Raw genomic sequence first — 11,921 nt, 5'->3', positions numbered from 1 at the left:
GCCTCGCCCGCGGCGGCGCCGCGCGCCGTCGCCCCCGAGGTGCCGCCCATCCCCGCCATCCTGGTGGCCGAGGACCTCGCCCCGCGCGTGGTCTGCAGCAGCGTGGGGGTGATGACCTCCGAGACCTCGGTGCGGGCCGAGGTGGAGCTGCGCGCCGGGACCATCGAGGCCCGCGGGCGCCGCGAGGGCCTGAACCACGCCGACAGCGACATGTCCCTGGTCGCCCAGGCCGCGGTGGCCGCCGTGGCCGAGCTGATCGCCGACCCGGTGCTGCTGCACCTGCGGGACGTGCGCCTGGACAGCGTGGGGGGACACGAAGTGGTCCTGACGGCCGTCGATCTGGTCGAGGGGCGCCGCAGCACGACCCTCTTCGGCACCTGCGGCACCAGCCACAACCGGCAGCAGGCGGTGGTCTACGCCGTCCTCGACGCCCTGAACCGCCGGCTGGCCCTGCACGGCCTCAAGACTCTCGAGGCCGAAGGCTGATCCCGCCCCCGCCACCTTGAACCCTGCCTGCCCGCCGCTTATTATCCCGTTGTTGTCCGATCGTCGTCCGATCGTCGTCCGCGCGCGAACCCGCGCGGTCCGATGCGTGCGGAGCGGCCCCCAACCGAGCGCCCCGAGGGAGGATCCCATGAAGTACGCCGACAGCGGTGTGAACATCGACGCCGCGACCCGCGCCCTGGCCCGCGCCAAGGAGGCCGTGCGTTCGACCTGGGACACCCGGGTCAAGAACGAGCTGGGCGCCTTCGGCGGACTCTTCCAGGCCGCGCCGGGCGAGCCGCTGCTGGTGGCCAGCGTCGACGGCGTCGGCACGAAGGTGATGATCGCCCGTCTGGCCGGACGCTACGACACCGTCGGCGAGGACCTCGTCAACCACTGCGTCGACGACATCCTGGTCCAGGGCGCCGAGCCCCTCTTCTTCCTCGACTACTTCGCCACCTCCCGCCTCGAGGAGGACGTGCTGCCCGAGATCATCGCCGGCTTCGCCCGGGGCTGCCGCAACAACGGGGCGGCCCTGCTCGGCGGCGAAACCGCCGAGATGCCCGGTGTGTACGGCGACGGCGAGTTCGACCTGGCCGGCACCATCGTGGGCCGCGTCCGCGCCGAGGACGTCATCGACGGCTCGCGCATCCGCGCCGGCGACACCGTGTGGGGCCTGCCCAGCACCGGCCTGCACACCAATGGCTACTCCCTGGCCCGGGCCGTGCTCTTCGACCGGGCCGGCTACACCGTCGCCGACACGCCGCAGGAACTGGGCGGCCAGTCGGTGGGCGACGCCCTGCTCGCGGTGCACCGCAGCTACCTGGAACCCGTGCGGGCCATGTGGGAGGCCCACGGCCGCGAGGCGGTGCGGGGCCTCTGCCACATCACCGGCGGCGGCTTCACCGACAACATCCCGCGGGTGATCCCCGACGGCCTGTGCGTCCATATCGATCCGACCGCCTGGACGCCGCTGCCAATCTTCACCCTCATCGGCGAGAAGGGCGGCGTGGACCAGGCCGAGATGCACCGGGTCTTCAACATGGGCATCGGCCTGGTCGTCATCGCCCCGCCCGGGGTCGATCTGGCCGCCGTGCCCGGCAGCGACGCCATCCGCATCGGCGAGGTGAAGCCCGGTGCGACCCGGGTCGCGCTGCCCTTCTGACCCGGTCGCGACCGACGAATCCGGCGGTGACGGCCGGCCCCTGCGGGCCGGCCGTTCCCGTCGCAGGCCGGACGTCCCCGTTCGGGACACGCCCGGGACGCCCCCGGGGCCACCGGTCCCGGAAACCCCAGCCGTCCCGGGTCTTGGCGGAAGCGCCGGGGGCGGCCCACTCCCTGCAAGGCCCGGGGTCCACACCGGCGAAAGGGGAGACATGAGGACACGCGACGAAACCGATCGGTTCTGGGAAGAGGAGGTGCGGGGCTTTCCCCACGGCGCCGGCGGCGCGGCGGTGTGGGTGGTGCGCCGCGAGGGACACGACCCGTCGGCGCCCCTGGCAGTGCTCTTCCAGTGGGCGACGGGAACGGCCCGCCGCGACGGCCGCGCCGAACGCCTGCCCCTGGGCGCGCTGCTGCGGGCCATGGTCGAATGCCGCGAAGAGCTGGTGCAGCGGGACGACGAGGCCGCCCTCTGGGTCGAACCCCTGCTGCACCGCGGGCAGGTGGGCGGCGCCCTGGCCATCTGGTTCGCCGCCGGCGAGCGATGGCGCGAGAGCATCTTCCTGTGGGGACAGCGTCTCGGCGCCCGGCTCGGACCGGTCCTGCCGCAGCTCGAGCCGCGGGGCCATGCCGCGACCCTGCCCTCGCCGCAGCTCATGCTCTTTCCCGAGCCGGCGCGCGGGAACGGCGAGCCGCCTGCCGAGCGGACCCTGCCCACCGCGCGGGTCGGCGCCAGTCGCGACCCCTGGTCCCGCGAGATCCCCCTGCCGCGGCCGGCGCCGGTGCCCGGCATCCCGGGTTGCGTGGGGGCGAGCCGCGAGATGCTCGACCTCGGCCGGCGTGTGCCCGACGTGGCGCGCAGCGGCGTGAATGTCCTGCTGCGCGGCGAGAGCGGCACGGGCAAGGAGGTGGTGGCCGCGGCGCTGCACGCCGGGAGCGAGCGTGCCAAGGGTCCCTTCGTCGGCCAGAACTGCGCGGCCCTGCCCGAGACCCTCTTCGAGTCCGAACTCTTCGGCCACAAGAGCGGCGCCTTCACCGGCGCGGCGTCCGACAAGAAGGGGCTGCTCGCGGCGGCGCACGGCGGCACCTTCTTCCTCGACGAGATCGGGGACATGCCGCTGGCCCTGCAGATCAAGCTGCTGCGGGTGATGCAGGAGCGCCGCGTCCGGCGCATCGGCGAGCTGCACGCCAAGCCGGTCGACATTCGCTTCGTCGCCGCGACCCACAAGGACCTCGAGGACGAGATCCGTGTCGGCCGCTTCCGGCTCGACCTCTTCTATCGTCTGAAGGTCGTGTGCCTGCAGATCCCGCCCCTGCGGCACCGCCCGGAGGACGTGGCGCCGCTCTTCGCCCACTTCCTGCAGCGGAAGGGCCGGCCGGTGGGCCGCATGCGCCTGACCGAGCGGGCCCTGGCCTGCCTGCAGGCCTGGTCGTGGCCGGGCAACGTGCGCGAGCTGGAGAACGAGGTGCAGCGCTTCTGCGCCCTGCACGGCGACACCACGGTGATCCGCGTCGACCACCTCTCGCCCGAGATCCAGTCGTCGCGGGCGCCGGGGGACGGGGCCGAGGATCTCGGCACCCTGCGCGAGCTCACCCAGGCCAACGAGATCCTCGAACGCTACCTGATCCGCAAGGCGCTGGCGGCGACCGAGGGCCGCAAGGCGGCCGCGGCGCGTCGGCTCGGCCTGTCGCGCCAGGGGCTGTACAAGAAGATCGCGCGGTACGAGATGACCGACCTGATCGGCGGCGCCTGAGCACCCGCCGGGGGGCGTCATCTCAGGGGCCGAGGCGCGCCAGGTTCTCCCGTGCCCGGGCGTTGCCCGGGCGCGCGGCGAGGACCCGCCGCCAACTCGCCCTGGCCTCGGCGATGCGGCCGGTGGCCTCGTAGACGGCGGCGAGGGACTCGTCGGCCTCCCACAGCTCCGGGTGGCGGCGCTGGAGCGCCGTCAGGTGGGCCTCGGCTTCGGCCCAGCGGCCCAGGTCGACCAGGGCCAGACCGACGCCCAGCTCGGCGTTGGCGTTGTCCTTCCGCGCGACGACTGCGGTGAAGTCCGCCAGGGCCCCGGCGGCGTCACCCAGGCGGCGGCGCGTCCAGGCCCGGCCGAGGCGGGCGTCGAGATTCTCCGGATGGTCCTGCAGCACCTTCTCCAGGGCGGGGAGGGCTTCGCGGGGCAGGTCGGCCGCGAGGAGCATGTTGGCCAGACCCAGCTGGCCGTGCACATCGTCCGGCAGGCGGGCGGCCCAGCGGCGCTGCACCGCCAGGGCGGCGTCGGGTCGGTGCTGCTGCAGGTGCAGCTGCACGAGGGGGCTGTACACCTGGGGCAGGGTCCAGCGGTAGGCTTCGTGGGGCTTGCGCGCGTCGGCGGCCAGAGCCTCCTCCCAGGCCGCCATGGCCCGCTTCTCGTCGCCGATCTGCAGGTAGCTGTTGCCCAGGCTGCGCCAGCTCTCGAAGTCGTTGGCCGGATCCGGCCGGTAGGCGACGGCGTCGGGGACGACGCTCACGGTCACCACGGCGCCGGCCGCGACGAGGGCCGCCCGGGGCACCAGCCCGGTGCCCCGTCGCCGCATGGTCTCCCACACCGCGACGGCGCCGCCGCCTGCGGGGACGGCCAGCCATGCCAGCAGCGGCAGGCGGAAGCGCGCGTTGACGAAGAACGGCAGCAGGGCGAGGGCGGACAGGACGAGCAGGCCCACCAGGAGCCGACGCCGGTCCGGCGGCAGGTCGCGACGTGCGAGGCCGACGACCGCCAGGCCGAGCAGCAGCGCCCACCCGGGCCACACCGGCCACCGGAGCACCGGGCTGCGTGCGCACCAGAACGGAAGGTTGCGGTTGTTCGAGCGTTCCTGGGCCGCCGCCAGGAGCCCGATCTTGCGGGCGGTCAGGACCAGGGCGGCGCGCGGGTCGTCCCGCCACCAGCCGAGCCCCTGCCGCCAGAACCAGCGGTCGGCGCCCAGGGCGCCGAGCGGCTCGCCGGACTCCCGCCGGGCCAGGGCCACCACGTCGCCCAGCTCGCCCTGCCAGTCGAGGGGGGCGCCGGGCAGGAAGGCGACCCGGCCGTTGGCCCAGGGGTTGTTGCCGATGTAGAAGTTCACCCCGCCGGACGCGGCGATGACCACCGGCTCGCCGCCGCGCACGAGGTTGCGCACGCTCACCGGCGCGATGGCCGCCACGAGGCCCACGGCCAGCCACAGCCAGGACGCCGCCCGCCGGACACCCGCCGCCGGGCCGGCGCGTCCGACGTACCAGAGCACCGCCGGCAGCACCGCGAGCACCGTCGGCCGCGTGATGGCCGCCAGCCCGAACACGAACCCGCTGCCGACGAGGCGCCGACGGTCGAGCCGCCCCAGCAGCAGCCACAACCCGAGCAGGTCCAGGCTCACGACCAGGGTGACGGCCAGCAGTTCGCCGCTGAACCAGATACTCGACCACGACCCGGCCAGGAGCAGGCCGGCGGCCCAGCCCGCCCGCGCGTCCCACAGGCGCCGGGCGGCCAACGCGGCCAGGCCCGGCCCGATGGCCGACACGACCCCGTGCACCACCTGCACCGCCAGATGGTGGGACGAACCGAAGACGCCGTAGAGCAGACCGAGGAAATAGGGGTACAGAGGGGCGCGGAAGAACGGTTCGGCCGGTGGCCAGGTGCCGGCGACGAGCCCCTCGGCCCAGCGGTCGTGGACGCCCGCATCCATCACGGGCGCCAGGAAGGCCGGATTCCGGGCCGGGTCGCTCATGGCGACGATGTGCAGCAGGCGCAGCACGAGAGCGACGCCGGTCACCACCCAGAACTGGGCGCCGGGGCTCTCGGCCCACCCGCGGTGGGGCTCACGCATGTCGACCGCCTGTCGGGAAAGCGGGCGGTCCGGCCGGAGACCGGACCGGAACAGGCCACGATCCTACCAGTTGGAGCGGTCCTGGGGCAACCTCGACCCGTGCGCTGGACAGGCGCCGGGGCGTCGGGTATTTTGCCGGGCATGGACGCCGCACCCACTGCCCCTGCGCCGGCCCCGCCCGCCGGACGCCCCCTGCCGGCCCTGACCCTCGCCGTCCTCGCCGGCGTGGTCATGGCTCTGGGCCTGCCGCCCTTCGCGGGCACCGCGCCGCTGGTGCCTCTCGGCCTGGCGGCCCTCTTCCTGGCCCTGATCCACGGCGCCTGGCCGGCCCGCACGGGCTGGGCCTTCGGCATCGTGCACCAGACCGCGGTGCTGCACTGGCTCTTCCTGCTCGAGCCGTCGCAGACCATCCCGACCCGGGCCCTCGTGCCGGTCCAGGCCGCGGCGGCCATCCTCTATGTCAGCCTGTTCTATCTGGGGCTCGGCTGGGTCGTCGGTCACCTGCGCCGGCGTTTCGGTGCGCGCCGGGCCCTGCTGCTGCTGCCGGCGGTGTGGGTCGCCATGGAAGCCCTGCGCAGCCGGGGTGAGCTGGGCTTTCCGTGGTGCCTGAGCGGCGCCGCGATCATCGGCACGCCGGCCATCGGTCTGGCCCGCGCCGCCGGCGAGATCGGCGTGGGGGCGGGAGTGGCGGTGCTCGCCCTGCTGCTGGCTCTGCTCGGCGAGCGCTGGTGGTTCCGCCGCCTGCCCGGCGAGGCCCGCGGTGCCGGGGGCCGCACCCTCGTCGCCGCCGGCGCGGCCTGCGCCGTGATGCTCGGGTTCCTGGTCGCGGGCGCGGCCTGGGAGCCGGAGCGCCCGGCCGCCCACACCCACCTGGCCGACAGCCTGGGCACCGCCACCCGGCCGGTGCCGGTGGCGGCGGTCCAGGCCGACGTCGCCCTGAGCGACAAGTGGGTGCAGGCCCGGATCGACTCGACCCGCATCCCGTACCGGGAACTCACCGCCCGCGCCGGTGCCGACGGGGCCGCCCTCGTCGTCTGGGCCGAAACGGCGGTGCCGGCCTACCTGCGCTACGACCAGGAACTGCTGCGCTGGTTCCGCGCCACGGTGCGCGAAGCCGCCGCCTGGGTGTACACCGGCTTCCCGGATGCCGACCGCGGCCCGGACGGCGTCGTGCGCACCTACAACTCGTCCGGCCTGTTCGACCCCCAGGCGGGCCAGCGCGCGACCTACGCCAAGCACCACCTGCTGCCCATCGGCGAGACCATGCCCTTCCAGTCGGTGCTGCCCTTCCTGCACAAGGTCGATCTGGGCCAGGCCGAGTGGACGCCGGGGTTGCCGCCCGAGCCCATGAATGTCGCGCTGGCGGGGGGAGGGCTGCGCATCAGCGGCCTGATCTGCTTCGAGTCGGTCTTCGCCGACCTCGCGCGGGACAGCGTGCGCCGCGGCAGCCAGTGCCTGGTCGTCATCACCAACGACGGCTGGTTCGGCAAGTCGGCCGGACCGCGGCAGCACGCCTGGCTGGCGCGGCTGCGGGCCGTCGAATCCGGCGTGCCGGTGGTGCGCTGCGCCAACAACGGCATCAGCTTCGTCTGCGACGCCCGGGGCCGCGTCCTCGACAGTCTCGACCTCGGCCGGCGCGGCGTCGTGCGGGCCGAGATCCTTCCCGGCGACGGCCGCACGCTGTACGTGAAGGCGGGGGCCTGGCCCGTCGGCGTGCTGCTCCTGCTCTGGTGTGCCGCGGTGCTGTCCGGCGCGGCGGCAAGGAACCCGCGATGAGCGCCGCCGACCGCCACGTCTTCCGCACCTGCCCGCACTGCGGGACCGCCCTGGCGCGGCGCGAGGAGGGCGGACGGGAGCGGCCGGTCTGCCCCGCCTGCGGGTTCGTCCAGTACCTGAACCCGGCGCCCGGCGCGGGGGTGATCGTGCTGCGCGGCGACGCCGTGTGCCTGGTGCGCCGCAGGTTCGCGCCCAAGCAGGGCGAGTGGTCCCTGCCGACGGGCTTCATGGAGTGGGACGAAGACGTGCAGGAGACGGCCCGTCGCGAGGCCCTGGAGGAGACCGGCCTGGAGGTCCGCCTCACCGGCCTGTACGCGGTCGAGTCCGGCATCCTGCCGCCGGACATCCCGGTGCTCGTGGTCTTCTACCGGGCCGAGGAGACGGGCGGCCGACTCGCCGCCGGCGACGACGCCGACGCGGTCGATTTCTTCCCCCTGGACGACCTGCCCCGACCGGTGGCCTTCGCGGCCCACCGCCGGGTGCTCGCGCGTCTGCGCGACGAGCACGATTCCCGCCGCGCCCCCGCGGTCGACGACGAGAGGTGACCCCGTGTCCGCACCGGTGAAAGCCGCGGTCCTGCTCTCGGGCAGCGGCCGCACCCTGGAGAACTTCCACGCCCGCATCGCCGACGGCAGCCTGCCCCTGCAGATCGCGGCGGTGGTCAGCAGCCGCGGCGACGCGCGCGGCGTGGCCGTGGCCCGCGACCACGGCACGCCCGTGGCGGTATTCCGCCGGCGCGACTATCCGGACGCCGCCGCCCACAACGCCGCCATCAACGCCTGGCTCGCGCTCCACGCGCCGCGGCTCATCGTCCTGGCGGGCTATCTCTGCTACTACATCAAACCCGACGGCTTCACCGGTCCGGTGGTGAACATCCACCCGGCCCTGCTGCCGGCCTACGGAGGGCAGGGCTTCTACGGCGACCGGGTGCACCAGGCGGTGCTCGCCGCGGGCGAGACCGAGACCGGCTGCACCGTGCACCTGGTCGACGAGGTCTACGACCACGGCCGCATCCTGGGCCAGGCCCGGGTCCCGGTCCGGCCTGACGACGACGTGGCGTCCCTCGCGGCGCGGGTCTTCGCCGCCGAGTGCGAACTCTACCCGCGGGTGCTGGCCGATCTGGCGCGCGACCTCACCGGCGCCTGACCCGACCCCGCATCGCCCCGGAAACAGAACGCCCCCTCGACCGGTACCGAGGGGGCGCTCTTCTCTTCCTGGCCGGGATGCAGGCCCGACCGGGAACGCGGGTGGTGTCCCCGCAGCGGAAATGTACGGAACTACATGAGGTTCGGGCAAACCTCGCCGGTCCTGCCGGCCGGATCGTTGGGATCGCCCGTCGTCAGGTAGCGGTGCATGGCGTCGGCCGCGACCCGGCCCTGGCCCATGGCCAGGATCACCGTGGCACCGCCGGTGACGATGTCGCCGCCAGCGAAGACGTTGTCGAAGCTCGTCTGCATGTTCTCGTCGATGACGATGGTGCCCTTCTTCGCGTCCCGCGCCAGCTCGGGGCAGTCCGCCGACAGCAGCGGGTTCGGGCCCTGGCCGATGGAGATCACCACGGTGTCCACGGCGAACTCGCGCACCTTGCCCTCGATGGGCACGGGGCGCCGGCGTCCGCTCGCGTCGGGCTCGCCCAGCTCCATCTCCTGGCAACGGATGGCGCCCACCGCGCCCTTGCCGTCGTCGACGATCTCGATGGGGGAGTGCAGCAGGTGGAAGTCGATGCCCTCCTGCTCGGCGTGGTGGATCTCCTCGAGCCGCGCGGGCATCTCCAGGCGGCTGCGGCGGTACACCAGGTACACCACTTCGGGCTGCAGCCGCTTGGCGGTGCGGGCCGAGTCCATGGCCGTGTTGCCCGCGCCGATCACGGCGATGCGCTTGATCTTCTTGACCGGCGTGTCCGACCCGTCGGGGAATTTGTAGCCCCGCATCAGGTTCACCCGCGTCAGGAACTCGTTGGCGCTGTAGACGCCGTTGAGGTTCTCGCCCGGGATGCCCAGGAACCAGGGCAGGCCCGCGCCCGTGCCGATGAACACGGCGTCGAAGCGCTTGCGGATCGAGTCCAGCGGCTCGGCCTTGCCCACGGGGTAGTTCATGACGAACTCGACGCCCATGTCCTTCATGCCGTCGATCTCGCGCAGCAGGATCTCCTTGGGCAGGCGGAACTGGGGGATGCCGTAGAAGAGCACGCCGCCCGGCTTGTGCAGGGCCTCGAACACGGTGACCTTGTGGCCCTTCTGCGCCAGGTCGCTGGCCGCCGTCAGGCCGGCCGGACCGGACCCGATGATGGCCACCGTCTTGCCGGTCGACGGCGCGATCTCGGGCGTGATCCTCAGGTTGTGCTCCATGGCGTAGTCCCCGAGGAAGCGCTCGACACGCCCGATGCCGCCCGGCTCGCGGCCCTTCTCGGGCTTGTTCAGGGTGCACACCATCTCGCACTGGTCCTCCTGGGGGCACACGCGCCCGCAGATGGCCGGCAGGAAGTTCTTCTCCTTGATCTTGCGCAGGGCCCCCTCGAAGTTCTTCTCGCCGACGAGCTTCAGGAAGGCCGGAATGTCGATGCCCACCGGGCAGCCGGCCACGCAGGGCTTGTTCTTGCAGTCGATGCAGCGCAGGGCCTCCTGCGTCGCCTCGATCTCGTTGTAGCCCAGGGGCACCTCCTCGAAGTTGAGGATGCGGTCCATGGGGGCCTGCTCGCGCATGGGCGTCTTGGTCCTGGCCTTGTTGATCTCGCGCTTCTTCTGGTCGCTCATGTCGGCCTCCCTACCGGTCGGTGCCGAGGTGCTCGGCGGTGGCTTTGTCGGCGGCTTCTTCCATGCGGCACCGGTGATAGGCGTCGCTCGCGGCGCGCTCCTCGGGCTGGTAGTAGGCCAGCCGCGTGATCAGCTCGTCGAAGTCGACCTGGTGGCCGTCGAACTCCGGACCCTCGACGCAGGCGAAGCGCGTCTCGCCGCCCACCGTGACGCGGCAGGCGCCGCACATGCCGGTGCCGTCCACCATGATCGGGTTCAGGGAGGCCTGGGTGGGGATGCCGTGGGGCTCGGTCGTCCGGCAGACGAATTTCATCATGACCACCGGGCCGATGGTGATCACCTCGTCGATCTTCTCGCCCTCGTCGATGAGGTCCTCCAGGGCGTGGGTGACCATGCCCTTGCGTCCGTAGCTGCCGTCGTCGGTCGTCGTGATGGTGACGTCGGCGAGGCTCATGATCTCCTCCTCGAGGATGAGGAGCTCCTTGGTCCGGGCGCCGAGGATGGCGATGACCCGGTTGCCCGACTCCTTCAGCGCCTGCACCTGCGGCCACACCACCGCGTTGCCGATGCCGCCGCCGACGCAGCACACCGTCTTGCCCGTGGGGATCTCCGTCGCCTTGCCCAGGGGACCGGCCAGGTCGTGGATCTCATCGCCGACGTCGAGCTGCGAGAGCATCTCGGTCGTCTTGCCGACCTCCTGGTAGACCAGGGTGATCGTGCCCTTGTCCGGGTTGCGGTTGGCGATGGTCAGGGGAATGCGCTCCCCCTCGTCGTTGACGCGCAGGATGATGAACTGCCCGGCCTGGCCGCGCTTGGCGATGTGGTCGGCCTCGACCTCGAGCAGGCGGGTCTTCGGCGCGAGTTCCTTGGCGTAGACGATCCTGTTCCCCACGGCAGGCTCCTTGCGAAGAGGGAGTTGGTAGAGGATTAACAAGTTTCAAAATTAGTTTGCTGCGCGGGCGAGGCAAGGCAAAAAAGGTGATAATGATTTGTATTGTCGATATTTAGGCCATTTTGATCATGTATGGCAAAATAAAGGGCTGCGTCGGATCCGGCAGCGGACGGGGGGATCGCCGTACCGCCATGATCTCGGGTTCCGCAGCCCTTTGTGCGAGAGGCATTTTGCCGTGAAGGCGCCGTCTCGAAACCGTTGTAGCACCTTCCGTGCCACCGGTGGGAGGCCTGCCGGGGAAGCGCCCCTTGACGGCGGCGCGGGGGACCGTATCGTTGCCGTCACACCCGCGGTCCCGCCGCGGGAGCGCTTCCGGCCGTGCACCCTGCACGCGGCGCACCGGAACCCTTGCCCACGGGAGTTGGCCATGGAGAAGCTGATCCGCCAGATGCTCGTCGAGATCGGGGAAGACCCCGACCGCGAGGGCCTCGTCAAGACGCCGCAGCGGGTGGCGCGGGCCTGGGGCGAAATCGCCGCCGGCTACCAGCAGGATCCGGGGGAGATGGTGCGCGGTGCGCTCTTCCAGGCCGAGGGCAAGGAGATGGTCGTGGTCAACGACATCGACTTCTACAGCGTGTGCGAGCATCACATGCTGCCCTTCTTCGGCAAGGCGTACGTGGCCTACATCCCCGCCGGCAAGATCGTCGGCCTGTCGAAGATCGCCCGCGTGGTCGAGGCCTACGCCCGCCGCCTGCAGGTCCAGGAGCGCATGACCGCCCAGATCGCCACCTGCCTCATGGACAACCTGCAGCCCCTCGGCGTGGCCGTCGTGCTCAAGGCCCAGCACCTGTGCATGATGATGCGCGGCATCCAGAAGCAGAACTCCAACGCGGTGACGAGCGAGATGCTCGGGTGCTTCAAGAACGATCCGAAGACGCGGGGGGAGTTTCTGACGCTGATTCGGCAGATTCCGTGAGGGACGCGCCGACGCGGCGCCACCGGGGACGAAAGGCAGGAACGTCCCC

General features: G+C 72.2%; 10 protein-coding genes. 7 read left to right on the top strand and 3 right to left on the bottom strand.

All coding sequences use genetic code 11. From position 1 onward, the window contains the following. From KDM41_14720 to KDM41_14710, 3 genes are all read left to right on the top strand, one after another. A partial coding sequence (locus KDM41_14720; protein ID MCB1184680.1) for a hypothetical protein occupies positions 1–486 on the top strand: 486 nt, incomplete at its 5' end. Between the two features lie 148 nt (positions 487–634). After that, positions 635–1,648 carry a phosphoribosylformylglycinamidine cyclo-ligase gene (locus KDM41_14715; protein ID MCB1184679.1) on the top strand — a complete coding sequence of 338 codons (1,014 nt, stop codon included), beginning with the start codon at positions 635–637 and terminating at the stop codon, positions 1,646–1,648. A gap of 211 nt (positions 1,649–1,859) precedes the next feature. Further along, positions 1,860–3,398: a sigma 54-interacting transcriptional regulator gene (locus KDM41_14710; GenBank protein MCB1184678.1), complete on the top strand. Its 1,539-nt coding sequence runs from the start codon at positions 1,860–1,862 to the stop codon at positions 3,396–3,398. A 22-nt stretch (positions 3,399–3,420) separates the two neighbouring features. Here KDM41_14710 and KDM41_14705 read toward each other — a convergent pair whose 3' ends face one another. Further along, positions 3,421–5,475 carry a glycosyltransferase family 39 protein gene (locus KDM41_14705; GenBank protein ID MCB1184677.1) on the bottom strand — a complete coding sequence of 685 codons (2,055 nt, stop codon included), beginning with the start codon at positions 5,473–5,475 and terminating at the stop codon, positions 3,421–3,423. A 141-nt stretch (positions 5,476–5,616) separates the two neighbouring features. Here KDM41_14705 and lnt point away from each other — a divergent pair, with 141 nt between their 5' ends. The 3 genes from lnt to KDM41_14690 are packed head-to-tail and all read left to right on the top strand — an operon-like array spanning position 5,617 to position 8,397. After that, entirely contained in the window at positions 5,617–7,251 is a 1,635-nt protein-coding gene (gene lnt, locus KDM41_14700; protein ID MCB1184676.1) for an apolipoprotein N-acyltransferase, read from the top strand. Beyond that, the gene (locus tag KDM41_14695; protein ID MCB1184675.1) at positions 7,248–7,796 is read left to right on the top strand and encodes an NUDIX hydrolase; all 549 of its coding nucleotides are present in this window, start codon (positions 7,248–7,250) and stop codon (positions 7,794–7,796) included. The genes lnt and KDM41_14695 overlap by 4 nt, the downstream gene beginning before the upstream one ends. Before the next feature lie 16 nt (positions 7,797–7,812). Further along, complete coding sequence (locus KDM41_14690; protein MCB1184674.1) at positions 7,813–8,397, top strand: phosphoribosylglycinamide formyltransferase; 585 nt, start codon at positions 7,813–7,815, stop codon at positions 8,395–8,397. 131 nt (positions 8,398–8,528) lie between these two features. Here the strand turns inward: KDM41_14690 and gltA are convergent, their stop codons facing one another. Continuing rightward, positions 8,529–10,004, bottom strand: a complete 1,476-nt coding sequence (gene gltA / locus KDM41_14685) for an NADPH-dependent glutamate synthase (GenBank protein MCB1184673.1) — start codon at positions 10,002–10,004, stop codon at positions 8,529–8,531. Between the two features lie 10 nt (positions 10,005–10,014). Then, the gene (locus KDM41_14680) at positions 10,015–10,896 is read right to left on the bottom strand and encodes a sulfide/dihydroorotate dehydrogenase-like FAD/NAD-binding protein (protein ID MCB1184672.1); all 882 of its coding nucleotides are present in this window, start codon (positions 10,894–10,896) and stop codon (positions 10,015–10,017) included. 427 nt (positions 10,897–11,323) lie between these two features. Between KDM41_14680 and folE the strand changes: the two genes are divergently transcribed. Continuing rightward, positions 11,324–11,872, top strand: coding sequence for a GTP cyclohydrolase I FolE (gene folE, locus KDM41_14675; protein MCB1184671.1), 549 nt, complete (start codon positions 11,324–11,326; stop codon positions 11,870–11,872). The last annotated feature ends 49 nt before the right edge of the window (positions 11,873–11,921 follow it).

The sequence above is a fragment of the bacterium genome, from assembly GCA_020440705.1.
Taxonomy (GTDB): domain Bacteria; phylum Krumholzibacteriota; class Krumholzibacteriia; order LZORAL124-64-63; family LZORAL124-64-63; genus JAGRNP01.
This window is presented reverse-complemented; position numbering and strand designations above follow the sequence as displayed.